This is a genomic window from Paenibacillus intestini, assembly GCF_030803945.1.
Lineage (GTDB): Bacteria > Bacillota > Bacilli > Paenibacillales > Paenibacillaceae > Paenibacillus > Paenibacillus polysaccharolyticus.
On sequence record NZ_JAURUN010000003.1, the window covers coordinates 583300 to 608760 of the forward strand.

28 protein-coding genes and 1 tRNA gene are annotated in these 25461 nt (G+C 43.7%); 21 read left to right on the top strand and 8 right to left on the bottom strand.

Features of this window, described 5'->3' with window-relative positions:
* The first annotated feature begins 8 nt into the window (after nt 1-8).
* Nucleotides 9-329, top strand: a complete 321-nt coding sequence (locus tag J2T16_RS11845) for a hypothetical protein (protein ID WP_499018380.1) — start codon at nt 9-11, stop codon at nt 327-329.
* 848 nt (nt 330-1177) lie between these two features.
* On the opposite strand, the gene J2T16_RS11850 is transcribed toward J2T16_RS11845, so the two are convergent.
* Complete coding sequence (locus J2T16_RS11850; protein ID WP_499018381.1) at nt 1178-2914, bottom strand: retron Ec67 family RNA-directed DNA polymerase/endonuclease; 1737 nt, start codon at nt 2912-2914, stop codon at nt 1178-1180.
* Nucleotides 2915-3577: 663 nt separating this feature from the next.
* On the opposite strand from J2T16_RS11850, the gene J2T16_RS11855 reads away from it, so the two are divergent.
* On the top strand, nt 3578-3757 hold the full coding sequence (locus J2T16_RS11855) for a CopG family transcriptional regulator (protein WP_499018382.1): 180 nt from the start codon (nt 3578-3580) through the stop codon (nt 3755-3757).
* A 140-nt stretch (nt 3758-3897) separates the two neighbouring features.
* Complete coding sequence (locus J2T16_RS11860) at nt 3898-4191, top strand: DUF6809 family protein (RefSeq protein WP_499018383.1); 294 nt, start codon at nt 3898-3900, stop codon at nt 4189-4191.
* Nucleotides 4192-4427: 236 nt separating this feature from the next.
* Here the strand turns inward: J2T16_RS11860 and J2T16_RS11865 are convergent, their stop codons facing one another.
* On the bottom strand, nt 4428-5330 hold the full coding sequence (locus J2T16_RS11865) for a manganese catalase family protein (RefSeq protein ID WP_499018384.1): 903 nt from the start codon (nt 5328-5330) through the stop codon (nt 4428-4430).
* A gap of 289 nt (nt 5331-5619) precedes the next feature.
* Between J2T16_RS11865 and J2T16_RS11870 the strand changes: the two genes are divergently transcribed.
* The 4 genes from J2T16_RS11870 to J2T16_RS11885 all read left to right on the top strand — a co-directional run bounded on the left by J2T16_RS11870 (nt 5620) and on the right by J2T16_RS11885 (nt 6965).
* Entirely contained in the window at nt 5620-5931 is a 312-nt protein-coding gene (locus J2T16_RS11870) for a hypothetical protein (RefSeq protein ID WP_499018385.1), read from the top strand.
* A 57-nt stretch (nt 5932-5988) separates the two neighbouring features.
* The gene (locus J2T16_RS11875; RefSeq protein ID WP_090923692.1) at nt 5989-6318 is read left to right on the top strand and encodes a DUF3889 domain-containing protein; all 330 of its coding nucleotides are present in this window, start codon (nt 5989-5991) and stop codon (nt 6316-6318) included.
* Between the two features lie 154 nt (nt 6319-6472).
* A complete protein-coding gene (locus tag J2T16_RS11880; RefSeq protein ID WP_090923691.1) occupies nt 6473-6700 on the top strand; it encodes a hypothetical protein in 228 nt (75 codons plus the stop codon).
* Nucleotides 6684-6965, top strand: a complete 282-nt coding sequence (locus J2T16_RS11885) for a hypothetical protein (protein WP_499018386.1) — start codon at nt 6684-6686, stop codon at nt 6963-6965. Before J2T16_RS11880 ends, J2T16_RS11885 begins: the two co-directional genes overlap by 17 nt.
* A gap of 104 nt (nt 6966-7069) precedes the next feature.
* Here J2T16_RS11885 and J2T16_RS11890 read toward each other — a convergent pair whose 3' ends face one another.
* The 3 genes from J2T16_RS11890 to J2T16_RS11900 form a co-directional block, all read right to left on the bottom strand.
* Nucleotides 7070-7306, bottom strand: coding sequence for a DUF3892 domain-containing protein (locus J2T16_RS11890; RefSeq protein ID WP_090923789.1), 237 nt, complete (start codon nt 7304-7306; stop codon nt 7070-7072).
* 155 nt (nt 7307-7461) lie between these two features.
* Nucleotides 7462-7905, bottom strand: coding sequence for a GNAT family N-acetyltransferase (locus J2T16_RS11895; protein ID WP_154888259.1), 444 nt, complete (start codon nt 7903-7905; stop codon nt 7462-7464).
* 360 nt (nt 7906-8265) lie between these two features.
* Nucleotides 8266-8547 carry a hypothetical protein gene (locus tag J2T16_RS11900; protein WP_499018387.1) on the bottom strand — a complete coding sequence of 94 codons (282 nt, stop codon included), beginning with the start codon at nt 8545-8547 and terminating at the stop codon, nt 8266-8268.
* A gap of 147 nt (nt 8548-8694) precedes the next feature.
* On the opposite strand from J2T16_RS11900, the gene J2T16_RS11905 reads away from it, so the two are divergent.
* The 8 genes from J2T16_RS11905 to J2T16_RS11940 all read left to right on the top strand — a co-directional run bounded on the left by J2T16_RS11905 (nt 8695) and on the right by J2T16_RS11940 (nt 15626).
* Nucleotides 8695-8767 (top strand) — tRNA-Val (locus J2T16_RS11905).
* A 209-nt stretch (nt 8768-8976) separates the two neighbouring features.
* A complete protein-coding gene (locus tag J2T16_RS11910; RefSeq protein ID WP_499018388.1) occupies nt 8977-11208 on the top strand; it encodes a M1 family metallopeptidase in 2232 nt (743 codons plus the stop codon).
* 183 nt (nt 11209-11391) lie between these two features.
* Nucleotides 11392-13092, top strand: coding sequence for a CotH kinase family protein (locus tag J2T16_RS11915; RefSeq protein WP_499018390.1), 1701 nt, complete (start codon nt 11392-11394; stop codon nt 13090-13092).
* A gap of 234 nt (nt 13093-13326) precedes the next feature.
* Nucleotides 13327-13746 carry an organic hydroperoxide resistance protein gene (locus J2T16_RS11920; RefSeq protein WP_090923686.1) on the top strand — a complete coding sequence of 140 codons (420 nt, stop codon included), beginning with the start codon at nt 13327-13329 and terminating at the stop codon, nt 13744-13746.
* Nucleotides 13747-13996: 250 nt separating this feature from the next.
* On the top strand, nt 13997-14185 hold the full coding sequence (locus J2T16_RS11925) for a hypothetical protein (protein ID WP_123062398.1): 189 nt from the start codon (nt 13997-13999) through the stop codon (nt 14183-14185).
* A gap of 74 nt (nt 14186-14259) precedes the next feature.
* The gene (locus J2T16_RS11930; RefSeq protein WP_090923786.1) at nt 14260-14460 is read left to right on the top strand and encodes a hypothetical protein; all 201 of its coding nucleotides are present in this window, start codon (nt 14260-14262) and stop codon (nt 14458-14460) included.
* 201 nt (nt 14461-14661) lie between these two features.
* Nucleotides 14662-15216, top strand: coding sequence for a stalk domain-containing protein (locus tag J2T16_RS11935; RefSeq protein WP_090923685.1), 555 nt, complete (start codon nt 14662-14664; stop codon nt 15214-15216).
* A gap of 98 nt (nt 15217-15314) precedes the next feature.
* Complete coding sequence (locus J2T16_RS11940; protein WP_221789029.1) at nt 15315-15626, top strand: DUF1292 domain-containing protein; 312 nt, start codon at nt 15315-15317, stop codon at nt 15624-15626.
* A 175-nt stretch (nt 15627-15801) separates the two neighbouring features.
* Here J2T16_RS11940 and J2T16_RS11945 read toward each other — a convergent pair whose 3' ends face one another.
* Entirely contained in the window at nt 15802-17277 is a 1476-nt protein-coding gene (locus J2T16_RS11945; RefSeq protein WP_090923785.1) for an aminotransferase class I/II-fold pyridoxal phosphate-dependent enzyme, read from the bottom strand.
* Nucleotides 17278-17454: 177 nt separating this feature from the next.
* Between J2T16_RS11945 and J2T16_RS11950 the strand changes: the two genes are divergently transcribed.
* Nucleotides 17455-18765 carry an MFS transporter gene (locus J2T16_RS11950; protein WP_221789030.1) on the top strand — a complete coding sequence of 437 codons (1311 nt, stop codon included), beginning with the start codon at nt 17455-17457 and terminating at the stop codon, nt 18763-18765.
* Nucleotides 18766-19187: 422 nt separating this feature from the next.
* Nucleotides 19188-19787, top strand: coding sequence for a YkzI domain-containing protein (locus J2T16_RS11955; protein WP_090923682.1), 600 nt, complete (start codon nt 19188-19190; stop codon nt 19785-19787).
* Between the two features lie 140 nt (nt 19788-19927).
* On the opposite strand, the gene J2T16_RS11960 is transcribed toward J2T16_RS11955, so the two are convergent.
* Nucleotides 19928-20533, bottom strand: coding sequence for a suppressor of fused domain protein (locus J2T16_RS11960; protein WP_221789031.1), 606 nt, complete (start codon nt 20531-20533; stop codon nt 19928-19930).
* Nucleotides 20534-20744: 211 nt separating this feature from the next.
* On the opposite strand from J2T16_RS11960, the gene gnd reads away from it, so the two are divergent.
* Together gnd and J2T16_RS11970 are read left to right on the top strand one after the other, a co-directional pair.
* Entirely contained in the window at nt 20745-22154 is a 1410-nt protein-coding gene (gene gnd / locus J2T16_RS11965; protein ID WP_221789032.1) for an NADP-dependent phosphogluconate dehydrogenase, read from the top strand.
* 266 nt (nt 22155-22420) lie between these two features.
* Nucleotides 22421-22930 (top strand): shikimate kinase, encoded by a 510-nt coding sequence (locus J2T16_RS11970; protein WP_260510921.1) that lies wholly within the window; start codon nt 22421-22423, stop codon nt 22928-22930.
* 141 nt (nt 22931-23071) lie between these two features.
* Here the strand turns inward: J2T16_RS11970 and J2T16_RS11975 are convergent, their stop codons facing one another.
* Nucleotides 23072-23377 carry a rhodanese-like domain-containing protein gene (locus J2T16_RS11975; protein ID WP_221789033.1) on the bottom strand — a complete coding sequence of 102 codons (306 nt, stop codon included), beginning with the start codon at nt 23375-23377 and terminating at the stop codon, nt 23072-23074.
* Between the two features lie 143 nt (nt 23378-23520).
* Between J2T16_RS11975 and aroA the strand changes: the two genes are divergently transcribed.
* Nucleotides 23521-24816, top strand: a complete 1296-nt coding sequence (gene aroA, locus J2T16_RS11980) for a 3-phosphoshikimate 1-carboxyvinyltransferase (RefSeq protein ID WP_154888272.1) — start codon at nt 23521-23523, stop codon at nt 24814-24816.
* Between the two features lie 36 nt (nt 24817-24852).
* Entirely contained in the window at nt 24853-25287 is a 435-nt protein-coding gene (locus tag J2T16_RS11985; RefSeq protein WP_090923677.1) for a CoA-binding protein, read from the top strand.
* Nucleotides 25288-25461 lie beyond the last annotated feature (174 nt).

Here is a 25461-nt window from a genome sequence, read left to right on the forward strand (position 1 = left end):
CAATTGACATGTCAGATCTGACTAAAATACTACTTACCTGTCTCGGTTTTATTTTAATTTTATCGTTGTTATTGCTGGGAATTCGTGAACTAATGGAGAATGACAAAGGTTACGCCCCTCGAAACTTGGCTGGCTGGTTTATTGGACTTTTTATCATCGGCGCCGTACCTCTTACGTTTGCATTGTATACCTACATGGCAGACGAGCGTTTGGACGCAAACATTGGTTTAGGCCTTGCCATGCTGTTCGCCTGGGCATACTGTGCGCTATTGTTGTGTGGTGTGTTAGGCGTGTGGGGAAGGTATTGGTGGCGTGGGAAAAGGAAGTAAGGGGCTTCTGGCGAGTATTGCTGGATCGGGTTTCTTGTATGTAAACAGAAAAGGAGATCTTATATAAGATGACATTACTCATAATTACAAAGGTGATTGGTGGAGAATAGATATATGACGCAGAAGAAGGGCCAGGAGTGGATTGCATTAAAAAATTTACTCGGATAAAATATCGAGATTTGTTTTGAAATGTAATGAGAGTTCTAACCGTGCGGTTTATTTATAGGTAATCCGCAGCAGGTAACATACCATACACATCATTTATTCAATAAAGATTTTTTGTGGATTTGATGAAAACTCCCTTAATACTCGGCTGAGCAATCAAAATATTATTTGTGATTATTCTTCAAAGTTATATCCAGAATTTAAGTCCAACCTATCTATTCAAGACTAAACTACCTGTCACGATGGTATTTTCTTGGTGGGAAAAGACGATGCCCCGAACTACTTAGAGAATGCAATCCAGTACAATTAAGGGACAAGATAACTATGGAGTTTAACAGTGATTTCAAGAGCATTAGTATTTGGAAGTCAAAAGGTCAAACATTCAATATAGCTCTTTATTTATTCTAGAAGGGGGTGGATTGGATGAGTGAGAACAATCCAAAGTTGGCTTCTATGAGCCGATCTAAATTGTATGTAGACTTGACAAGGGCCAAACATAGTAAAGGCATTGTCTATAATTATGAATAGAGAATCCAATATTGAAGGAATGCAAAAATATTTAGTGAAATCATAACTGGCATACTGAGGTAAGGGCTTTAAATGAGTTTGTATCAATTTTTGAGTGATTGGACCAGAAATTAATACTGTTAATTTCTGGTCTGAAACATTTTTACTATAATAAATTAGATTTCTAAAAGCACCTTGTCCTTGTTCATTACTTTTAAATCATGTACCGTTCCTGTCCCTCCCATCCAGTACGTGTTGATGATGTTATCTATGTTGTCTAAGGTGGATTTAAAGTTGGTAAAATTAATAGAGGAATAATTCCTTAAAATGTGTTTAGAAAATATTTCTTTGCCATAGTGTATTCTAATGTCATAATTATCCTTTTTAGTAAATTTTTTACCATCAATTTCATGAGAAAGGACACTGTCATCAAACAAGTCTTCTATATCACATTCAGACTTATCACCAATTAGCGGTATGGTTAAGAGATACAAGTTGTCAATAATATCAACAAAGTTATTATGATTTAAATCTTCTCGTTTTTTCTCATTTAATTTTGTATGTTTAAGGAAATTTCCTATCGGCTTCTTATCTCCACTATGAATCTCATTATCAAACATTAGAATTACAGGGTGAACTGGTAATGTGTTGCTTGTTTTTTTAAAATAACGCAAGAAATTAATATCAGGCTTTTGGGAACCAAAGAAGTCATATATATTCTTTAATGCGGTGCCACCGTCCTGAATTCCCATGAAGTGTTTTAACTTCTTCGTTTTATTTAGGAAGTCTATTTTAAATTCAAACTTCCCGTTACTTTTTTTGGTGATTAAATTAGGATACTCTTCGTAAAGCTTTTTTAACGCTGATTTTAAATAAACGATATCTGTTTTTCCTTCAGTTACAATCAGTGGCTTAGAGTTGGCAAAAAAATATTTATAAAATAGGAATTTTTGATATTGCCGTTCTCTAGAACATAAGCGCTGGAAGTGATGTTTTTCACCATCCAGTTTATTATTATGCCAGGTTAGTTGATTAATAAATGAAAATCTGCCTTCTAATTGATTTAGAGTGGCTAGATTATCATTAATATTAAACTCGCCATATTTATAGAGATGATGCGCCATTGCTCTAGTCTCTTTATAGTAAAAACTACTTACATTTATTTTCTTATTGACAACAAGTCCTGTTACGATTTGTTGTGAATCCCTAAGTTGCAGTCTTGTCTTCTTATCATTTATTTTAAATCCAGCTCGATTGATTTCTTTAGATATTTTTCTATATAATTCAGTTTGTGACTTTAGAAAGTTTTTATCATTTGTTGAAAAGGTTAAATCATCTGCATAACGAGTGTAATCCAATTTATATTGTTTTGCGAGTTTCAATATCCTGTGGTCTAGTATTTCGCAAATTAAGTTTGTAATGACAGGGGAGCTTGGTGCACCTTGAGGTAACTTTCCTTCGTAGCAAGATACTTGTGCTATAACTGTGGCAACTTCTAGAGGCAGTGAAAAGTGGTCATTTTTATTAAAGAATCCCCTTACACGTCCAAAGTGAAAACTATCAAAGAAGTCCTCTAAATCAATATTTAAAACAAAGCGTTTATTCCGATGGTTTTGTGCATTTGTTATTATACCTTTGTTTATTTCAAAAGCATGCGAAATTTTCTCTATATTCCCCCGCTGCTTCTTTTTATTATGATTATATAGAGCCTCTGCAAGTTTTTTTTGAATATCCTTGAGTTCTTCTGATGGAGCATTAATTTTACGAGTTCCTCCATTTTTCTTGTTAATCTCAAATGAAGTATATAAATTGCTGATACCTTTTACATATAATATGTAACTAAGTTTTTTTCGGGGGACTTCTAGGAAATCTGCAAGTTCATTACGTGTTTTAATATTATGAAATTCGCCCACATGAAACTCTCCCTATCTTATAAGTACGTGCGGCTACTCATTATGCGATGAAAACGCGATCATAAGAGAAAACTATACGGATAATACCTAATAGTAGGAGGGAGCAAATAATTCCACCATTTTTGCCAACACTTGCGAAACACAAGTGAAAAATCTAGCCGCACGCTTATAATATTATATATTAAATTTCGGCAAATTAAAACACAAAATGACTTTATCAATAGTTGAGAAGAAAGAATGAAAATTAGTGTATCTGAACTGTGGAGAGTGTCTTTTTTTATTTTTTTACCTCTGTTGTAATGCTGAGGAGAAGTTACGTTTAGCAGGTATGATAGAGTGATTTGAAATAAGTCTCATGTGTGAATGTGTGTTTGAAGGTGTTGTAAGTAGTGAGAAATTTGAATTACTAAGAAACGATTTTTTATATAAACTTGCTATCTGAGTGAGTACTTATATCTATAAAAGGAAGGGTCTTAGAGAAACGTCCCTAAAGAGGGAATATGGCCAGCTATATTCAGAGCTTTCTTACAGTACGAGATAGAAGTTTTTGTATACTATAATTAATAACCTGTCAAGAAAAATTGCTCGTCCGTAGGTTATTTACATTGACTTTTTGTGTCCACAACAATATACTTATTGTGGACACAAAAGAGGGGTGAAGCGATGTCGTCCAAAAAGATGGGGCGTCCACCGTCTGATAATCCCAAAAGTGAATTAATTCGAGTTCGTGCCGATCAAGAGATCTTGAGCAAGCTTGATGCTTGCACCGAAAAGCTCCAAACGACCCGTTCCGATGTTATTCGCAAAGGGATTGAGAAGATTTACGACGAGCTCCAAAAATAAAAAAGAAGCAGCGCTGGTCCCACGAAGAACACGCTACTTCCTATTCCGCAATCACTACGAATGAGCAACTGCATAAATATCCTACCATGTGCAGAACGCTCATTCAAGTGAGGTGTGAGTTAATTTATAGGAGGATACACATGAATTCGATATTGGAAGCACTTTATAACGGACGACTTCGCCCGGATGAGATGATGATGCCGATACATCCTGAATACCAAGCGTTAGGGCGGCAGATTGCAACTCTGACAGAGCAGTGGAAGAATCGTTTAAGCGAGAATGAATTTCTTGAGCTTGAACAGTTATTTGACTTATGTGGTAGATGTGAGGGGATGCATACGGAAGCTGCTTTTGTACAAGGTTTTCGTCTAGGTGCAAACATGCTGATTGAAGTCATGAGTCATCGTGAGGAATCGGTGTTGGAGTTTAACTAGGCTTACCTATGTGAGCGGAGATCAGGTTTACTTTTACAGCTGAATTCTTGGGAAACCTGAGCACACAACATACTCATTTTGCATCATAAAATTGTTTATAACAAAGCCCTCAAACCTTCTCTGTGTTCAAGTAGTTGGGGTGAGGGCTTTAATTATACTTAGAGCTAACAGCATTTAGAATTTACAATTTATCTAGGAAAACAACATTCTAAACACTCAGCCGAACACTTGCCTTCTTAATCCACAATATTCCCCGCCATCTTCAGACGACGTGCAATCTCTTTGAAGTCCTCGTGTGAGATCCCTGGCGCAAACTCTTCTTCCACCGCTGGAGCTTCAGGAATCGGAAAGCCTTGCGGAATGCCCTGAATGACCTCCAGAGGTTGTCCATCTTCGGGATGCGTGCCTTTCCAGATTTGGTCGATGGCATTGAAGTCTTTGTCACTGTAAGTGTAGAGCTTGGTGTGTACACCTTTTTCTTCGTATTTATGAGCCTCGTTGAAGGCTTTGTTATCCAGAGAAGGGATTGGGATCAGTTTGGTCACATTGACACCTGTCGCAATTTCAATCGCTTTAGCATAAGCCACCACATGCACACCGCCGCGTACCAAGAGGAAACCGACAACTTCGCGGGCAGCAGGATGATCGGTCATTTCGTATACTTTCATCTTGTGCGTACGGGCCCCACATTCGAGGAAGAAATTATGCAGCAAATCCTCTACCAGATTACCACTGTTGAAGACATTGGCACCTGTCCACGGATTGCCCATCGAATCAAAAGGCATCGCGCCTTGTGCACCTGCCAGAAAATGATACGATAGCCTTGCATCCTTGACGGAACCGAGCGGCGTCTGATCAGGTTCTTTATATTCGGTTGATCCTCGGAGACAATGATTGATCCCATGGGATACCAGTTCAACATGTCCCAATTCTTCGGCCGTAATACTCATGACGAGGTCGTAGAAAGGCTTCAGTTTTTCTTTGGAGCGAAAATTAAAGGATTGGTAGAGGTAGTTGTTCAGTGTGGACATTTCTCCAAATTTACCACCAAGTAATTCCTGTATAGCTGCTGCTGCATTGGGATCGGGCTTTTCGACGTTGGGAATTTCAATCAAAATTTCATCCAGACGTTTGAACATGCAGATATAACCTCCTCGAATATGGGGTGAAAATCGACTCGGGCGGACGTTGGATTCAGCTTGGGCAGTCAAAGCCCATTACACGGTCTATGGATTTTTTAAACAGATAAACTATGAAATGGGTCTAAAGGGGCATGGCCAGATTGGTTACAACAATTGAATAAGGTGGTGAAAGGTACACCGTTTGGTATTTCCATTTTCAAGAATATTATTTACAATTAGACAAGTTTTTCAGAGTGTTGCGCTGGTCTTTGGTCATGGATTTTGAAGTAGAAAGGAAGGAATACATATGAGATTTAGATGGATACATATCGTATGTTCAATAGTGAGTTTAATGATGTTAACTTACATAAACAGTTCACATGTGGCGGCAAGCGGTGTGGGGAATGATGTTAAGGTGGATGAACAGACAAGGCAAATGCTTATGGAGAAGTATGGTTTAGAGCCTACAGAAGAGTCCCAGGCAGAGCGGCATTTACTTTCCGGGGATTGGGGGATGAGCTTCAGTAATACTTCCGAGGTAGATCCATTGGTTAAACTGATGCCAGTTGTTCCATTTTGGCTGTTGCCAGCGGTCTGGATTTTGCGAATCTGGGTGTAAAATGTAATCCGAACGGGCACGATATCAGCAAACACATTCTCCCAAGGAGTGAAATGCATGAGAGTGCTTATGATAACGATATTAACGCTTGTTCTAGGTTTCGCAGGCATCTCAACGACCATTTCGGCAGCAAGCAGCAACATTCCGGATTATGCGAAATGGGGCATCATCGCCGTGAAGGAAACCCAAACGAAGTACAATGTCGACATTCTGGATTACAAACATATCGGCCGTTCGTCGCTTAGCGCGAATCAGTCCAGAGAGCAGTTCAAGTTGTGGGTTCGAGCCAAAGACGGCAAGCAATTTGCTGTTTATGTTAATGTGGATTTTAATCCGAATACGCAACAGTTAAAAACAGTGCAATTTTCTGAATCAGATCGTCACTAATATTCGATCTTCACCTGAAGAACCAGACTTCCGTCTTGCCCGGAGTATGTCTGGTTTTTTATTTTCCGAAATTCCTTTTTTTGTTATTGAATAAAGAACTTATGTTCGCATATAATAATGAATACAAACAAATGTTCTTATTGGAGGGATGATCATGCTAGGGAAGTATGTTGGCCAGATGGTGGAGCTTGTGTACATGGATCGTGCGGGACAGATTACGCAACGGCAGATTCGAATTAACAGCATGCGAGGCGGAGTAATTCGGGCATCTGATGGCATGGAAGGGGTACCCCGGACTTTTCTGGAGCAAAATATTCTGGCGTGGCGCCCTGTAACGGATCGGAATCGGAAGGGAGAACTGAAGTATGCTGAACGACTTTGAACGTAAAATACTTCGTATTATTGTCAACTATGCAGGTCAGCAACGTAGAATTCCACGTATGGATGAACTGGAAACCAAGACAGGGCGCAACCCGGTGCACATTCGGGAGTCACTACAGGCGCTTGAACAGAAAGGATATATCTCCTGGCCCCAACCATCTACGGTGGAAAGTATACAGATTTTGCAGGCCTGGGAGCAGGAACCCAAGCCTGTGCGAAAAGCACAGCCTTCTGGCAATGCAGTAAAATATTTTACGGATTACTGATTCATTGAGGGGCGAATAGTACGCCTAGGTGTAACAGACTTCTGCAGAAGTTACAGCAAAAACGCCAATCCGTAAGGATTGGCGCTGTATAATGAATGCATTTATCAGAAATTCGGAAGCTGGTCAAGGTTGTTGGTCGGGTCGCCGTCGGCATCGCCGCGAATATACATTTCTCCATCCTTGCCTTTGAATACATTCACACCAGCGATTGTTCCAGCCTTCACTTCGTTCAGAGCTTGCTGATAATCCAGAATACGGCCTGTCGATGTCTGGAAGGCGGTCAAGTCACCGTCACCATTCTTTTGTACTGCTGTGAACGTTTCGCGTGTTGTCTGATCCATCATGTCACACTCTCCTTCTATGACCAAATGGGAATAGGTTTACCCTGTTAGCCTGTCCGAACTCGCGAGAAGTATGCATTCTTTACAACATTCCACATTTCGAGAATAGCTGTGTAATGTATGTAGTGCCTGTGTTGTGGAGTTGTTCTGTTGGACTACAGGCTTTTTCTCATACGGACATGTAGGATATCGGCATCGTAAAAAGGTTCTTCCGAAATCACTTCATAACCGAGTTTATCGTAAAATTTCTGCGCCTGACACTGGGCATCCAGGAGCGAATAGGTTAATCCAAGCTCACGAGCTAGCTCCTCCATCGCTAACAGCAGCACACGTCCATACCCGAACGAACGGTAGGACTCCAGTACAGCAATTCGCTGCATTTTGGCCGTATCTTTGCTGTAATAGATGAGACGCCCTGTGGCAACAGCCTGACCATCGGTATGAAGCAATACATGATGCACATCAGGACTGATAACATCGTATTCATCTATTTCGAGTTCTTCGGGCACTTGTTGCTCAATGACAAAAACCTGACGGCGAATCCCAAGAGCCTGCTTCAATTCTTCTTCTGTCGTGACATAACTAATTTCTGCTGCCAAATTCGATTCCTTCTTTCTGCCCCATGCGCACAACTTCAGACTGCATTATACAAAAAAATGCTTTTCCTGTATAGTTAACTTTGGTACATATTGGGACTTTGAAGGAGGAAGAGAGTCATGGGAATGGTGGCTATTATGACCATTACATTGCTTATGTCGGCGGGAATGATCGCTTTGTTATATTATGTGACCAAGAAGGCATACTCACGCAAATGGGATGAAGAAGAGTGAGTATATACTTCTGATGAGTACGGTCGGTCAAGGACATGGTTGGTCGGAGATTGAACTGACATTAAATATAAATATATTGATACAGGTGATAAATGTTTCTGGTAAAGGCTCTAGATCTGACTCTGCCATTCAAGGCAATAACTCACTGTTTCCCTGAGGGGAGTATACCTCTTGATTTACGGATTTGGAGTAGACGTCCATCCAGACAGGCAGCGATTCATTTTGTTGATTTGGTTGGTGCAATTGCTGAAATTGTACCGTATGCTCGTCCCGTTCCAGCCTGCAACCAGTCAAGGTACAAGCGAGAAGGAGCAAAATAGCAACATGAGTAGCAGTGAGCTTCCAGTATTTATTAAGTTGTTTATTGTTATGGTGTGGATTAAGCGATTGGTCAGTATTTTTATTCATCATCACTATACATTCTCCTCTTGCAGAATATCGTAAGCTTTCCATTATTGTGCTCCAATATGGATGATTTAAAACCAATTTAATGATTGACAATGAACACGTTTACTTGGTATGATACTGTTACTTCATTGAACGAAACCTAATATACATGATCTGTTAGCTCAGCTGGGAGAGCACTATCTTGACAGGGTAGGGGTCAGTGGTTCGAGCCCACTACAGATCATACGCGAGGAGCCTTACGTTGTAAGGCTTCTTTTCTTTTTTCTGAACGGAAATGGATGGTTAAATGGGCTTTTGGGGGAGAATTGGGGGCGAAAATGTGGACATGTTCTATACTTTTTTAAACAAAATTTAAACCAAACCTAAATTCAACGTAAGATTGATCTCTTATTGTTGTAGTAAGCAAACAACATACAACAGAGGAGAGAGAAAATGCACGCTTCCAAAACCCAATCTACTAACAAAAACGTGATGAAAAAGGCCATATTAAGCACATTGGTACTGGCGCTCACAACATCCTCATTTATCCACACTACGTATGCCACCTCTTCGAAGGGGGAGAGCTCGGCTGCGAGTTCTGAGACAACGCAGAAAGCGTTCCAGATGCAACAAGCTTTTCGCATGCGCTCACAACAAGCCATGTCTCAAGATCAATCCCCGATTCAGTACCAGATCACAGCACGTCTGGACGAAAAAGACATGACAATACAGGGTAGCCAGACCGTGACCTACCTGAATACGAGCAAAGATACCCTTCAAGACTTGGTCATGCATACTTATGCAGATGCCAATCGATCCAAAGCAACACAAACGATTATGTATACAGACCAGAATGAGCAAATAGCCAAAGAACACCCGGAGAAGAAAGCATCAGATTTCTTGGGCGGAATGGATATTGTGAAAGTGACGCAACAAGAGGAAAAGCTTCTTTTTGATAACAACAATCAGGCATTACGTGTACAATTGAAGGCACCTTTGGAACCGGGTCAGTCTATTACCTTCCAAGTGGATTATCGGCTCGACATTCCTTATGGCATGCAACGACTATCGTATTACAAGGATCAGGTCAACGGAGCACATTGGTTTCCTGTGATGTCTGTGTATGACGAGACTACACATCAATGGAATAAGACACCGTACAGCACTTCATTCGAGAGTGATTACTATACCTCATCCGATTTCGATGTTGAGTTCAATGTGCCTGAGTCATATCAGGTGGTCATGCCGGGAGATATCACTTCCAAAAACAGTGCTGAACAAGGACGGAAAGTGGTTACAGCGCGCGCAGCGAACACCAGAGAATTTGCTTTTTTTGCTGGCGCCAACTTAAAGGTAGAACGTGAGACGCGTAATGGTCTAACCGTGGAATATTTTTATTCGGGTGATGATCCTGCCAAAAAAGCTGCGGTGGACAAATACATTGATTATGCATTTAAAGTCATAGCGTTCTACAGTGAGAAATATGGTAAATATCCATATCCCGAATTTCGTGTCATCGAGACTTATGTGGATGGCTTTGGCGTGGAGTATTCAAGATTAATACAGATGCCGCAGCGTCCTGCGGGGTTATCACCTGAAGAGGATACCACGTTTATACATGAGATTGCACATCAGTGGTTCCATGCTTTAATCGGGAACAATTCAGAAACGGAATCCTTTTTGGATGAAGGTTTTGCCGAGTTCTCCACGGTGTATTTTTTAGAAAAGCAGGGCAATAAGCTGGGAGGGTTCAGATCGATTCAGCTCGATCCGTCACCTATTGATCTACCCATTGCTTCTACGAATGAACAAGTAGGAGACATGGCTAATTATGTATTTTACCAAAAGGGACGTCAGGCCATTTATCAATTATATCGCTCTGTTGGTGAACAAAAATTTGATGCGTTCATGAAGGAGTATTTTAATCGCTTTGTTTATCAAAACGCTACAATCGATGGATTACTTGGTACTATTGAGGATGTTCTTGGTAAAGAACAGCGTCAGGACATGGAAAAAGCTTTAATGGAGCCAGGATTTGAGCTTAAGCAGGAATATCAAATGTCGGAGAAGGAACTTGCAGCATATATGCATGATGCCTATCAGCCGCAGTATGAAGCAGTGGTGAATAACATTCCAAATCTGCCTTACGAAGTGATGATTCGTTTAATGGAAAAGTCCTTTCGAGGGGAGCCATTAACCATTGTACTTGGAGATCAGGTGAGCAAAGAAGCAGCAAAACAACAGGAACAAGCGACCAGCAAGTTAACTCAGATTTTTGATGTATTTGGCATGAAGTACGATGTAGTTCGGGATCGAAAACAGTTGAAGCAGAAGCTGAAACGTGAGATTGGCAGCAGTAACCTCATTCTTGTTGGTGATGCAAAGTCGAATGGTATGGTTCAAGCTTTGAAAAACAACATTAATGTTCGGGCAAAGGGTATCGGTTTGGACTGGAAAGAGGCCATGAACGCATCTGGACACTCCGGAGCATATGTTATTAAACATCCATACAATCAAAATCGTCTTATGATTCATTACTATTGGAATGGCGACCATCTCAGTACCAAGGCATCAGCGTCCTTTATGGAGAAGATTCTGGAATCTCTAACGCTCTCTAATGACATTTACCAATCCTATGAGCTGGATGGCAACGGTAAATTGAAAGACAGCAAAAAAGTCGAATGATGCATTTAGCCACCATAAAGTAGAAGCATAAAAAGAAATGTTTATAGAGAGTCGCCTAGAAGGTGGCTCTTTTTGCTTGTTCAGTTCCATTTAAGGTTTCTCTTTTAAACTTCTCTGTAGCAGGAATATAAAAGAGAACTAAAGGTGGGAAATGATATGATAAATAACAAATGGCGAAATCTTATGACAACTACAGTGATTGCTTCGATGTTATTAGCGGCTTGTAGCAATGAGAGTGGAGCTCTGCAAACAACAACGACTACGACTACAACTACAGAGAACCAATCCACACAAGATCAGACAAAAACGGTGGATTACGCACAAAACTTTAATAAAACGGAAGTGATGTCTTTCTCCATTGATGTAGATGAGGATGCCTGGCAGGAAATGCTGAACACGGCAACAGAGGAAAACTATATCAAGGCCAATGTAACGATCAATGGAACAACCATAGAAAATGTAGGTATACGAGCCAAAGGAAACTCCAGTTTGAGGCAAGTGGCACAGGACGATTCAACCGATCGGTATAGTTTCAAAATCAAGTTTGACAAATACGTCAAAGGTCAGACCTGGAATGGTCTTGATAAAATGGTCGTGAATAATATGATTTCCGACGCCAGTTATATGAAAGAGTATCTCAGCTATGACATCATGAGTTATATCGGAGTTGATGCACCGCTGTTTTCTTTTGCCAACATTAACGTAAACGGAAAGGCGTGGGGCTTATATTTGGCTGTTGAAGACATAGACAGCGGATATCTGGCACGTGCGAAGAATGGTGAAGGAGAGATCTACAAACCCAATAACGATGGTAATATGGGAGCGGGCGGAATGGGAAACCCAATGGGAATGGGTAACCCGCCAACAGAAGGGGATGCTGGAGGGATGGGAGACCGTCAGCCTCCTGAAGGCATGGAGCCACCAAGCGATCAAGGTGGAGGAACAGGCGATGCCAAATCTCAGACTGCCAACACTCGCGAAGAGGGTGGTCGGGGGTTCGGCAGAGGCGGTGGAATGAATGGTGGCACGAACGGCGTATCCTTAGTGTACACGGATGATAAAGTGTCCAGTTATTCTGGCATTTTTGATAATGCAAGGACCAAAACGACGGAAGAAGATGAACAACGTGTGATTGAAGCACTCAAAAACTTGAATGCGGGCACCGATCTTGAGAAATATGTAGATGTGGATGCTGTGCTCAAATATTTTGCAGCTCATAATGTGGTGGTTAACATGGATAGTTACACATCCAATATGGGGCATAACTATTATTTATATGAGAATAACGGCAAGATCAGTATGTTGCCTTGGGACTACAATATGGCTTTTGGTGGATTCCAGGCAGGTTCCGCATCCGATGTGGTCAATCTTGCCATTGATACACCGTTATCGGGCGTAACGATGGAAGAACGGCCGATTCTAAGCAAGTTGCTGGAGGTTCCTGAGTACAAAGCGAAGTATCATGAATACTTGCAACAAATCGTGGACGGTTATTTTGCCAACGGAAAATTTGAGCAAACGGTAGAGACGTTAAACAATCTGATTACGAATTACGTAAAAAATGATGCGACTGCGTTCGTGACATATGACAAGTATAAAGAAGCTGTTGCTGAATTGACTAAATTAGGAACACTGCGTGCCGAGAGCGTTCAAGGACAGCTTGATGGAACGATTCCTTCCACTACGGAAGGGCAAAAAGCGAGTGCGGATAAACGGATTGATGCATCTTCCGTTGACCTAAACAAATTGGGAGATGGTCTCAAAGGAAACGGCATGAGGGGTGGATTCGGAGGCCCAGGGTTCAATCGTAATTCCGGAAATCAAAATCAACAGAGTGAAAAAACGGAGCAATCTGAAACATCAAAATCGGATACATCCCAATAAACTCAGATGTCATTCCGTTTTCCATTGCTAGGTATTTGAGATTACACGAATGTTTGTGCTTTGGTTTTGCCTTAAAACAATATAGAGAGCTACCTTACAAGGTCGCTCTTTTTTTATTTAAAAAACTATTTACAAAGCAAATTAAATTGTGTACAATCAATTTGTAAACAAGTTAAAAGAAAACATGTTCAAAACATATAACAAAAACTTAAATCGGAAGAGGAGAATTTTAATATGAAAACTCTATATGAAACGACAGTTATTAATACAGGTGGACGCCAAGGGATCGTACAATCCCCGGATAACGTATTTATGATGGATGTAGCTACACCCCCTGAACTTGGAGGTCAAGTCACAACAGCGACTAACCCGGAGCAATTGTTCGCAGCAGGATACAGTGCATGTTTTAACTCTGCGTTGGAATTTCAATTGAAAAAGCACAATGTAACGATTGAACGCAGCACAGTATCTGCAACCGTTGCCTTGGTAGCGGACCCGGCAGATGGTGGTGTAAAGCTGGATGTGGAGCTTGAAGTAAAAATTCTCGGTCTGGATGAAGAAACGGCTCAAAAATTTGTGAAACTTGCTCATGAATATTGCCCTTATTCCAAAGCGATCAAAGGTAATGTTAACGTTAAAGTAGAGCAGGCGTAAGCAGACAAGTTTCGTAACGTTTCCTTTAGAATAAAATAAATGCAATAGACAAAAACCTCCGAAGACTCGGAGGTTTTTTTGCCTTAAACTTGCTTCACGTTGAATTAAAGCCTCGCTCTATAATTCAATAAATGTAATAATGTTGAAACTTTGGATGAATATCGCCGTAAATATTCATAAAAGTGCAAACTTATCGAACTAATTCAAATCCTGTAAATGAATTGAGATCACCGAAAGAGAGGTACATGATATGGATTTTAGAGATTTTAACAAGCCGCCAGACTTATCCGAATCACACACACATCAGCAGCGTCATGAGGAGAAATCACAGCAACTCATCTCTGGTGGAGGAAGAAGTATTTGGTGGGAGATCAGCAATTGGCTGATTCTCGGTGGTATTTTGTTCGTTATCTTTTTAGTATTTAAATACGTTTTCTAAGGAAGGCACACAATTGGGCGTTTCCCCATATGATGCACTATTCATTCAGCATTATGGGAAATGGGGAATCCGTGATGGCAAAGGCAAAAGGAAAGAAAGCTCCCGCGTTAAAAAGTGACAAGATGCGTGTATCCATGAAGCTGGTCACATCCGATGTATGTGAACGCTGCAAGACACCTTGCTTGCGCGGGACGGAATATGCTGCACGTATGAGAGAAGGCGGGGCGGTTGGCAAAGGGGTTCCCTGTATCCTCACTCGCCACGTATCTTCATGATACTTCGTCTAATGACGTAGATATAATATGCGACGCCATAGGTTATCCTAAAAAAAGGATAGCCTTTTTTTGTGTTTACCAGAGCGTGGTAAATATTTTGGATAAAAAATGAAAAATGATGAAAAACAGCGCAACTTTGTGGAGCCGTTCGCAGTATAAATCTACAAACAAGCTAACAGCAAGGGAGGGTATATTGACGGGATGAAATGGAAAAGAGTGCTGCTGTGTGTCATGGTATTCTCCTTGCTGGGCGGGTCTTTATTATTTGCGGACTCTGTGAACGAGAAGATTCGTGTGCTCATTAACGGCAAGGAAGCGTCTGACGGTGGTTATTTGATTGATGGGACGACTTATGTACCTGTTAGAGAGGCTGGAGGCATTACTCGGTGGGACAATAGTAACAAGCGAGTAACGGTGATCAAGCCGAACGTACATATTTTTCTGTTCAAGGGAGACACTGTGTTTGGGAACGTCAATGTGGGCAAATTAAAATTTAATGTGTTCTCACAGGTGGATAGTCTCACAACCGATGTGGCTGCCGTGAAAGTTACAATAACGGACCCGAGCGGTCAGGTTAAGGATATTCAGGCACAAGATCTCGCTACGCAGAAGGACAATTTCTGGTTCCGAACGTATGATTTCACTTATGATTTTAGTCGTGCTGGCAAATATCAAGTCGGTTTTCATATTAAAGAAAATGCAAATAGCAACTATGTTCTGGTCGCCGAAAAAATCATTACAGCCTTGAATGATTAAAGGCGAATAGACGCTATCCTTCTAAATTGACCTAGCTCTGTGAACATGTTACGATATGCAAGGTTACACATTTTCTATTAATGAAGCGAGGTATTACAATGAGCGATCACAAACACGAGCATGGAGATAATTGCGGTTGCGGTCACGACCACGATCATGAACACGAAGAGATCCTTCTCACATTGACTGATGAGAACGGACAAGACGTGGAAATGGTTCTGGTAGAAACATTTGACGTGCAAGATCACGTTTATGCACTTCTGCTGGAACGCAACAATCCTGAAGCTGACGGCATCATCCTGCGTATGGAAGAAGAAGACGAGGAAATGGTGCTGTACAATATTGAAGATGAAGCAGAGTGGAACCGTGTTGAAGCGGCATACAACGAACTGGTTGCTTCCCAAGAATAGTCAATCTTTTGGAATATAACATGAAGGCTCCTTGAATTTCAGGGGGTCTTTTGTTGTTGCTTTGGATTGTCAGGCTGGTGCGGAGACGGAGAGTCACCAAAAATGAAAATCAAAAAGGACCAGGTGGTAGACCCAGTCCTTTTCTGTTCAAGCTGTCTCAGACCTGAATGCCATTCTAGAAAATGGCGTCAGCTTCCACGATGACTTTGACGTTCGTAACGCTACGGTCTTCGGGTCCTTTAACGGGCAGTCCAACCTCAACATGATCAATGATATAATCGATGTTTTCTTGCGTAATGACCTCGCCCGGAAGCAGGATCGGAATACCTGGCGGGTACACATAAATGAACTCCGAGATAATGCGTCCAGCGGATTCCTTAAAAGGAATGACCTCAGTATCTCCGTAAAAAGCATCACGCGGGGTCAGCATCAGCTGAGGGATGTCTGGCACTTTGACAACCAGTTCATGCGCCGGATTGACCTGATAATAAGTACGGGACAAATCCTGTAGCGCATTAAGCAAGATATTCACGCTGTCATCTGTATCACCTGGCGTGATAAGGCACAGAATATTGTACATGTCGCTAAGCTCTACTTCGATATTATAATGCTCACGCAGCCAGTTCTCGGTTTCGTAGCCTGTAATGCCGAGATGGCGCACATGAATCGTGACTTTCGTTGGGTCATAATTGAAAGTGGCTTCTGTGCCTAACAGTTCTTTTCCGAAACAGTATAAGCCATCAATGTCATTGATTGTACGCCTTGCAAACTCAGCAAGATCAATCGCCTTTTGCGCAATCTCATGACCATGGAGCGCCAGGTTGCGTCTGGAGGTGTCCAGCGATGCAAGCAATACGTATGACGTGGATGTGGATGTCAGCAGGCTGAGAATGGTCTGTACACGTTGTGGGTTGACATACCCGTTCTTGGTATTCAGATTCAGCACAGAGCTCTGTGTCATCGAACCACCAAGCTTGTGCACACTTGTAGCAGCCATATCGGCTCCAGCGGCCATTGCAGACAGCGGCAGATCCTCATGGAAATGAATGAGTACCCCGTGTGCTTCGTCCACCAGAACAGGCACTTGATAGCTGTGAGCCAGCTCTACGATGGACTTCAGGTCTGTACATACACCGTAATAGGTCGGGTTAATGACCAATAAAGCTTTGGCATCCGGATGGCGCTCAAGGGCACGACGGATCGATTGGATGGTTACACCGTGATCGATGCCAAGGTTAACATCCTGTGCAGGAGAAACAAATACAGGTTTGGCTCCTGAGAAAATAATGGCAGACAGGACAGATTTGTGTACGTTGCGGGGTACGATAATTTTGTCCCCAGGTCCGCATACCGATAGAATCATCGTCATAATCGCACTGCTTGTACCCTGTACACTAAAATAGGTATAATCGGCTCCAAAGGCATCTGCGGCAAGCATCTGTGCTTCCCGAATGACAGCTGTGGGTTGATGCAGGTCATCGAGTGGTGCGATATTGATTAAATCTATGGAGAAGGCGTTATCGCCTATAAATTCACGGAATTCGGTATCCGCTCCCAATCCTTTTTTATGTCCCGGAATATGAAACTGTACGGGATTGAGTGCCGCGTGATCTTTCAAAGCGGTAAACAGCGGCGTACGGTGGTGATTCATCAGTGCTGTCACAACCCTTCCTAAGTAAAATGGTAAACAAAGATGAGTATAGCAAAATAAGCACTGAATGCAAGCGGTATGAACGACAAATTTTTGAATTGGTGAGATTTGCTTGTCATGCCCCCGGTTACACTATGTGTAGAGGAACGGTAAATGAACCTTGAAAGGGGAAAAAGAATGCAAACCGACATCAAACCAGCCAAGATCTTAAGATCGCCTTTTTTTATTGCGATGTGGCTGACACTTTTTCTAGTGGAGATCATCAAGGGGGCACTGCTGGTCGCCGTTCTCCCCGTATATATGGACAATATTCTGGGGTTGTCTGCTGGCGTTATCGGCGTAGCATTTGCTCTTCAATATCTGGGGGATAATCTGTTCAGAGCCCCTTCAGGCTGGGCAGCAGAACGAATCGGTTTCCGCGCCACGATGGTAACGGCTCTGATCTGTACTTTGATTGCCGTGATCATGATTCTTTTTCTCAAAAGTGCAGTTGGACTATCTATGGCTTGTCTCATTCTCGGAATCGGCACGTCACCCCTGTGGCCCTGCGCAATGACGGGAGTAACTGCAATGTCAGGCCCGCAGAATAAAAATGGAACAGCGATGGGTGCGCTGGAAATGGCGGCTTTGGGAGGCACGGGGCTCGGGCCTGTTGGCATGAACTGGCTACTGGAGCGGACCGATCATGATTACCGTACAATCTTCCTAGTTCTGATGGGATGTGCGATTCTGGTCATTCTGGTCGCTATGATTCTTCCGGGCCGCGTTGTGGCTCAGGGGGAACAAGCAACAGGAGCAGGAGATGCTAGAGAAGACCGAATGTCTGCAAATCAGAAATATCCAGCCAAGCCGAATCTTCTTACTCCGTTTATTCGGTTACAACAGAGCGTAAAGCGTACATTACACCGGGTGCGTAGCACACTCAACGTTAATCCGCTGGTCTATCCTGCGCTGTTTATGCAGTCGTTTGTGATTGGTCTTCTTAGCCCTGTCATTACGCTGTATACACGAACAGATCTGAATATCTCACCGAATCTGTACAGCCTGTTGCTCATTGCAGGAGGAGGAATTACCGTCGTTGCACTGCTTCCTGTTGGCAAAATGGTGGACAAGTTCGGCACGAAGCCGTTCCTGAATATCGGGTTTTTAATGGCGGCAGCAAGTTTGTTTGTTTTCTCGACAGTGACAGCCATTCCTGTTGTTTTTGGCATTGTAATGCTTGTCGGCGTCAGTTATGCGATGATTCTTCCGGCTTGGAATGCATTTGTTGCCACACTGATTCCAGAAGGGGAGCGCGGGGCAATTTGGGGATTTTTCCTTACTTTGCAAGGCTCGGGTATGGTTGTAGGTCCGATTGTGTCGGGGTTGTTGTGGGATCACATCAGTCATCCGGCCCCGTTTATCGCGAGCGCTATTGTGATGGCAGGACTTTTCGTCGTTCACTTTGTCTTGGCGCGCAAGCCTTACCGTACCGCACCTACTGGATAGATGAAGGATAGTAAACTAGGAGATCCCTAGACCCTGATCAGGGTTGAGGATCTTCTTTTTTTGATTTTGTCGTGATGCCTGGGAGGTGTCAATTAGTGCAAACGAAGTGAGATATCTCAGCTACACAACACAATGATCATGATTTCGACACTTGTACGATTGGAGCAGAAGAAATTCGGAATTTTTCTGTGCCTTTAGAAAATTAACAGCCTTTTCCTTTCGCGTCCGTTATACGGTGAATTTCCGGGGGCTTGCCCCTGTGCACCTGCGGAAAGCTTCAATTCAGATTCGTATTCCGTGAAAAATAGTCAAATAACCAAGTACCCTTACATAAAATGAAGTATAAAATAGGGTAAGCCGATGTAACACAAGCGCTTGAAACATGAGGCCGGAGCAGATCCGGTACAGATGGAGGGAGTGCCGTGAACAAGAGTTATGAAGTTGAATATTGCAATCTGGAGCTGCGGTTCAACCGTCGGCATATCCAAAATCTAATCAAAGACCTAATTCGTGAGGGGTATTCACTATATTGGAGCGAGGACGAATCCTTCTTTATCCTGTCAGTCCGCACCGGACGTAAGCTGGTAAAGCTCCGTTTTCAACAAACACGCAGTGGGAACTATAAAATGACAGGAGATTATCTGATCAAGGATGCCAAGCTCGCAGAGTGGTTGGAGAAACTGATTGGCGATACACGCGGGCATGCTGTGGTGAAACGCTTCAAAGATCAGCAAATGACGGTGGAGAATATTCTGTTTGGTGAAGTCATTCGTCTGGTGGAAGTGTCGGGATTTAAGCAACGGGTTATTTTTCAAAAAGAACCTGCGCCTACGGCGGAAGAGATGGAAGAAATGTTCCTCTCGCGCGAAGGCGAAGAACGGCTGATGCTGCTGCGTATGGAGATCGATGATGAACTGGAGCGCCTGTATAATGCTGTACAGATCGATAATACAGAGAAGGCCAATGCCTGCCGTGAAGCACTGCAGCGATTGTCCGGGCATCTGCTGATGCTGGAAGGATGAGACAAAGCGTGTTTGAGCATCGTTTTTGTTGAAAGGGGCTGTTCCCAAAGGTCATTAACGGACTAGGGGCGGCCCCTTGATATGTAGAGGGAATGTTAGTTTTGGATTCTGAATCTCTGGACTTGTACTTTTCCGCTCGTCTACGGACGCTGAGGATCAATAATGGAATAGTCCGAACTGTCTACATGAGTATCAAATTCCACAATCCCTTGTTCCAGGATTAGATCTGCCTCATCTGGGGTGATCGGAATGACCCACAACAGAGGGACTGTCTCCTGACCAATTTGAATAAGTTCGAGAGCTTCCTTTTCTCCCCGCAATTCGTCAATAAGTAAGGCAGTCGCATTCCATTCTGTGGGTGCTAGCGTACTTGATTTCATCACACGCGGGATATCCGAATCTGGAGCATTTTCGATATGATGCGTAATGATATCTGCCAAGTAGGTGTTGACACGTTCTACACTTACACCGCCTAAATCGGAAGGTAGCGCAAGCATCCACTCTGCGGAGACTTGTTCCCCCGAAGGTCGGATAGCTTGAGATAAACCTACAGTAACAAATCGGGAGATCTCTGATTGCGACGTTGCAGGGAAATAATAGATTTCCACATGGACGTTGCGCTCTGTTTTAGAAAGTACGATTCTGCTCTCAGGCATACCCCATTCATTCATATACGTTCCCAAAAGAAAAGTTCTACGGATATCCAGTGAAAACCGTTCTTCGTTTGAAAGCTGCTCATAGCTCATTCACAAGTTCCTCCACTCTGATGGTGATTCATTACTCTTACTATAATAACGTATTTTATGAAAATACGATGAACACCTTTGCTGATTACAGCGATTTCCCGCTATCCTGCTCGGGTGGAGGGTTCACTTTCATACATAAAACCGTTAAAATGGGTGTATTGTTGAGATTTTTTTTCAATAAAATTAATTGGAGTAAAGGATGGAGGACCAGATGACAAAACAACAAATCGGCGTAATCGGCCTGGCAGTCATGGGTAAAAATTTGGCCTTTAATATTGAAAGCAGAGGATTTTCAGTATCGGTATTCAACCGTTCCCCAGAGAAGACACATGACCTGCTGAAAGAAGCCGAGGGTAGAAACCTGACAGGTGCATTCTCCATTGAAGAATTCGTAGCCTCCCTGGAATCCCCGCGCAAAATTCTGATCATGGTACAAGCAGGTAAAGCTACAGATGCTACTATCGAGCAATTGCTTCCTCATTTGGATGAGGGCGACATCATCATCGACGGCGGAAATGCCTATTTCCCTGACACGGTTCGCCGCAGCAAAGAACTGGAAGACAAAGGCATTCGCTTTATCGGTACAGGCGTATCTGGCGGTGAAGAAGGTGCACTGAAAGGACCTTCCATTATGCCAGGCGGACAAGAAAGTGCTTATAAACTGGTGGAACCGATCCTGACGGCGATCTCGGCCAAAGTCGGTGACGACCCATGTTGTACATATATCGGACCAGACGGTGCCGGACACTACGTTAAAATGGTGCATAACGGTATCGAATACGGTGACATGCAATTGATTGGTGAAGCCTATCACCTGCTGAAATCGGTACTGAATGTATCGGTAGAGGAATTGCATCAAATTTTCACAGAGTGGAACCAAGGCGAACTCGACAGCTACCTGATCGAGATCACAGCGGATATCTTCTCCAAATACGATCCAGAAACAGGCAAACCAATGGTTGATGTTATTCTGGATGCCGCTGGACAAAAAGGAACAGGCAAATGGACAAGCCAGAGCGCGCTTGATCTCGGCGTACCACTGTCCATGATTACGGAATCCGTATTCTCCCGTTTCTTGTCGGCGATGAAAGACGAGCGTATCGCTGCAAGTAAAATCCTGAGCGGACCTAAGGCAGAAGCGTTCTCCGGTGACAAAAAAGCGTTCATCGAGAGCGTGCGCAAAGCGCTGTTCGCAAGTAAAATCGTATCTTACGCTCAAGGCTTCGCACAGATGCGTGCCGCATCTGACGAATATGGCTGGGATCTGAAATACGGCAACATCGCGATGATCTTCCGCGGGGGTTGCATTATCCGTTCACAGTTCCTGCAAAACATCAAGGAAGCATACGACAAAGATGCAGCCCTGAAAAACCTGCTCCTTGATCCATACTTCCAAAACATCGTGGAATCCTACCAGGATGCATGGCGTGAAGTGGTAGCCGTTGCGGTGAAACAAGGTATTCCGGTACCAGGCTTCTCCAGCGCGTTGTCTTACTACGACAGCTACCGTACAGAACGTTTGCCGGCAAACTTGCTGCAAGCACAACGTGACTACTTCGGCGCACACACATTCAAACGTGTCGACAAAGAAGGAAGCTTCCATCACAACTGGATGGAGTAGTATTCGAATCATAGCATGTAAAGAGGGACTTGGAGGATCGATTTAAACCGACAACCACCAGGTTCCTCTTTTTTCATACGATAAGAGAAACTAAAAGTCTGTTGAGTAACATTAATGAATGAAGATCATTGGGAGAGGAGGGACAGTATATACGGTCGTGGCTCGAAAGGAAGCTTGGTACAAGCATGGCCTTCCCCCGTTCGCAGGGCTGTGTTATGATAGGACAAAAGTGCTCACGAAATGCTTGAATTAAAGGAGTGTACACCTTGAGCAAGTCTAAAAATATTATTCTCATTGGCATGATGGGAACGGGCAAATCAACTGTTGCTGATATGCTTTCTCATGAGCTGGGATACCGGTTAATCGATGTGGATGCCGCGGTTGAACAGGAGGAAGGCTGTACCATCCCGGAATTGTTTTCGGGCAAGGGAGAAGCGTACTTTCGTGACGTAGAGAACCGGGTGTTGTGCACGGTCCTTAAAAACGAAGGACAGGTCATTGCAACTGGAGGCGGGGTCGTACTTCGTACGGACAACTGTGAATCGATGTCAGCGAATGGCTGGGTTGTTGCCCTAACCGCAGACCCTGAGGTCATTGTGGAACGTGTGAGCGGGTGTGATAACCGTCCACTACTTGCAGGTAATGCCGAGGAACGCATTCGCACGATAATGGAAGAACGCAAAGATGCATATCGTTTTGCGGATTACACGGTGGATACTACTGCGTTGTCTGCGGCCGAAGTGACTCATTTAATTTTAGCGCATTACCGCGTCTAAGCTTGTTATCATCGAAGTTGAACGAGAGAGGAAGATTGAAAAACGGGCCATGTGGGCCCGTTTTGGGAAAGGCAGAGTGTGTGCTCCATTGGAAATTAACACTTTGAAAGGTTCGCCAGCGATAACAATGGCCCTAACTTTTTAATCTTCTTGTTGCCACTCCAGCATACCGCCGACCATATTGGTACAGCCGTTGTATCCAAGCTGTTGCAGATATTCACAAGCTCGTTCACTGCGATAACCGCTACGGCAGATGATCACGATCTCACCGGACTTATCAATCTCCGACAAGCGATCTGGAATCTGTCCCAGTGGAATATGTTTGGCACCGGCAATCATGCCTTGCGCGACCTCTTCGTCCTCGCGGACGTCTATCATCTGTAGCTTCTCCCCCGCTTGTAAACGGCGACGTAGCTCGGATGGTTGAATTTCTGCGATTTGTGTCATATTCAGGTCCTCTTTTCTATATGGACTTAACGCCTATAATGATACCCAAGGGAACCAGGGGATGTCAATTTGGCCTTACAGAGACTCACTAAAACCATTTATGCAGCTTCACTATTACAATCAATAAAAGGAGAATATCATCCATGGACGTTATTGTTAACCCTACCCCTAATTTGAACGGGGAAATCGGAGCTTTGTCCTCCAAAAACTACACCACCCGTTACCTGCTGGCCGCTGCGCTGGCGGAAGGAACAAGCACGATTCATTTTCCGGCACATAGTGAGGACAGCGATGCGATGCGCAGATGTATTCGCGATCTGGGCGCTGTGCTGGAAGAAGACGACAGCAAAATCGTCATTCAAGGTTTCGGAAGCCACCCCCGTGATGTACGTGAATTAAACGTAGGCAATGCCGGGGCAGTACTTCGTTTCCTGATGGGGGTTACCGCACTATGCCCTGAGGTAACTTTTGTGAATACATACCCTGATTCACTGGGTAAACGGCCGCATGATGATTTGATTGATGCACTTGGTCAAATGGGGGTACAGGTAGAGCATCAGCAAGGACGACTGCCGATTACAATTAAAGGCGGTCAGGCCAAAGGCGGACATATTCGCGTGTCTGGTTCTGTAAGCTCTCAGTATTTGAGCGCCTTGCTGTTTGTTACTCCGTTGCTTGCTGAAGACAGCACAATTGAGGTTCTGAATGATTTGAAATCCAAAGTGGTCATCGGTCAGACGCTGGAGGTTCTTGAACAAGCAGGGATCATCATCCACGCAAGCGATGATTACATGTCCTTCCGTGTACCTGGCGGACAGGCATACAAGCCAACAACGTATACTGTGCAAGGGGATTACCCTGGCTCGGCTGCCGTACTTGCTGCCGCAGCAGTTACACAGTCTGATGTGAAAATTCTCAGGCTGATGGAGCAGAGCAAGCAAGGGGAACGTGCCATCGTCGATGTGTTGCGTATGATGGAAGTGCCGCTCACTCATGAGAATGATGTGGTTCATGTTCAAGGAAATGGCCGATTGAAGGCGGTTGAATTCGACGGAGATGCGGCTACGGACGCCGTATTGGCTATGGTAGCGGCAGCAGTATTTGCGGAAGGGACGTCACGGTTTTATAATGTAGAGAACCTGCGTTACAAGGAATGTGACCGAATTACGGATTATTTAAATGAACTCCGCAAGGCCGGAGCGAACGTCGAAGAGCGTCAGGCTGAGATTATCGTACACGGGCGTCCGGAAGGTGTCGAGGGCGGGGTAGAGATTAATGCTCACTATGACCACCGTGTCATTATGGCGCTTACTGTCGTGGGTCTGCGAGCCAAGCAGCCTATCCGAATTCGGGATGCACACCATGTAGCCAAGTCATATCCGCAATATTTTGATCATTTGCAGGCGCTTGGCGCCTCGGTTCAGTGGGTAAAAGAGTAAATTAACACGTTAAGCAGAAAAGGATGGTGCTTGAACATGGAATTTAACAACCCTACTCGAGAAGAAATTGGACACATTTTGCGCAATGCAGGCAACATCGCTGTTGTCGGCTTATCGGACAAATCAGATCGTACCTCGTATATGGTCGCGGAAGCGATGCAGAGCAGAGGATACCGCATTATCCCTGTTAATCCGCAAGCACAGGGAGAGATTCTTGGCGAGAAGGTGTATGCCACACTCGCAGATATCCCCGAGCCTGTAGATATTGTTAATGTTTTTCGGCGTGAGGAGTTCTGCGCGGAAGTCGCTCGTGAAGCTGCTGCGATCAAGGCCAATGTATTATGGCTTCAACTCGGCATTCATAACGATGAGGCTGTCCAGATTGCGGCAGAGAACGGCATGACTGCAGTCACCAATCGTTGTATCAAGGTAGAAGATTCCATCGTTCTGCGCGGCGCTGGCCGCGGCTAAGAGGCCATGCTGTCGTCATGAATTCGTTCTTGGCATCGCATATCCAATTCAGGATTGTAATGAACATCCCGCGTCTTTTCTAAGACACGGGATTTTTCCTGTTAAACATGATGCTTTTGCTTTGACAAAATGCTGTGTAAAGCTTACCATCTAGGATAGAAAGGAGAGGTCGCC

What these genes read in the sequence shown, in the direction of transcription:
- J2T16_RS11925 (WP_123062398.1), top strand. Translation starts at nt 13,997, where the DNA reads ATGGATTTTAGAGATTTTAACAAGCCGCCAGACTTATCCGAATCACAC.
- aroA (WP_154888272.1), top strand. Translation starts at nt 23,521, where the DNA reads ATGGACGTTATTGTTAACCCTACCCCTAATTTGAACGGGGAAATCGGA.
- J2T16_RS11910 (WP_499018388.1), top strand. Translation starts at nt 8,977, where the DNA reads ATGCACGCTTCCAAAACCCAATCTACTAACAAAAACGTGATGAAAAAG.
- J2T16_RS11900 (WP_499018387.1), bottom strand. Translation starts at nt 8,547, where the DNA reads ATGATGAATAAAAATACTGACCAATCGCTTAATCCACACCATAACAAT.
- J2T16_RS11845 (WP_499018380.1), top strand. Translation starts at nt 9, where the DNA reads ATGTCAGATCTGACTAAAATACTACTTACCTGTCTCGGTTTTATTTTA.
- J2T16_RS11860 (WP_499018383.1), top strand. Translation starts at nt 3,898, where the DNA reads ATGAATTCGATATTGGAAGCACTTTATAACGGACGACTTCGCCCGGAT.
- J2T16_RS11890 (WP_090923789.1), bottom strand. Translation starts at nt 7,306, where the DNA reads ATGGATCAGACAACACGCGAAACGTTCACAGCAGTACAAAAGAATGGT.
- J2T16_RS11975 (WP_221789033.1), bottom strand. Translation starts at nt 23,377, where the DNA reads ATGACACAAATCGCAGAAATTCAACCATCCGAGCTACGTCGCCGTTTA.
- J2T16_RS11945 (WP_090923785.1), bottom strand. Translation starts at nt 17,277, where the DNA reads ATGAATCACCACCGTACGCCGCTGTTTACCGCTTTGAAAGATCACGCG.
- J2T16_RS11880 (WP_090923691.1), top strand. Translation starts at nt 6,473, where the DNA reads ATGCTAGGGAAGTATGTTGGCCAGATGGTGGAGCTTGTGTACATGGAT.
- J2T16_RS11865 (WP_499018384.1), bottom strand. Translation starts at nt 5,330, where the DNA reads ATGTTCAAACGTCTGGATGAAATTTTGATTGAAATTCCCAACGTCGAA.
- J2T16_RS11870 (WP_499018385.1), top strand. Translation starts at nt 5,620, where the DNA reads ATGAGATTTAGATGGATACATATCGTATGTTCAATAGTGAGTTTAATG.
- J2T16_RS11985 (WP_090923677.1), top strand. Translation starts at nt 24,853, where the DNA reads ATGGAATTTAACAACCCTACTCGAGAAGAAATTGGACACATTTTGCGC.
- gnd (WP_221789032.1), top strand. Translation starts at nt 20,745, where the DNA reads ATGACAAAACAACAAATCGGCGTAATCGGCCTGGCAGTCATGGGTAAA.
- J2T16_RS11885 (WP_499018386.1), top strand. Translation starts at nt 6,684, where the DNA reads ATGCTGAACGACTTTGAACGTAAAATACTTCGTATTATTGTCAACTAT.
- J2T16_RS11935 (WP_090923685.1), top strand. Translation starts at nt 14,662, where the DNA reads ATGAAATGGAAAAGAGTGCTGCTGTGTGTCATGGTATTCTCCTTGCTG.
- J2T16_RS11875 (WP_090923692.1), top strand. Translation starts at nt 5,989, where the DNA reads ATGAGAGTGCTTATGATAACGATATTAACGCTTGTTCTAGGTTTCGCA.
- J2T16_RS11915 (WP_499018390.1), top strand. Translation starts at nt 11,392, where the DNA reads ATGACAACTACAGTGATTGCTTCGATGTTATTAGCGGCTTGTAGCAAT.
- J2T16_RS11930 (WP_090923786.1), top strand. Translation starts at nt 14,260, where the DNA reads ATGGCAAAGGCAAAAGGAAAGAAAGCTCCCGCGTTAAAAAGTGACAAG.
- J2T16_RS11960 (WP_221789031.1), bottom strand. Translation starts at nt 20,533, where the DNA reads ATGAGCTATGAGCAGCTTTCAAACGAAGAACGGTTTTCACTGGATATC.
- J2T16_RS11920 (WP_090923686.1), top strand. Translation starts at nt 13,327, where the DNA reads ATGAAAACTCTATATGAAACGACAGTTATTAATACAGGTGGACGCCAA.
- J2T16_RS11940 (WP_221789029.1), top strand. Translation starts at nt 15,315, where the DNA reads ATGAGCGATCACAAACACGAGCATGGAGATAATTGCGGTTGCGGTCAC.
- J2T16_RS11855 (WP_499018382.1), top strand. Translation starts at nt 3,578, where the DNA reads ATGTCGTCCAAAAAGATGGGGCGTCCACCGTCTGATAATCCCAAAAGT.
- J2T16_RS11950 (WP_221789030.1), top strand. Translation starts at nt 17,455, where the DNA reads ATGCAAACCGACATCAAACCAGCCAAGATCTTAAGATCGCCTTTTTTT.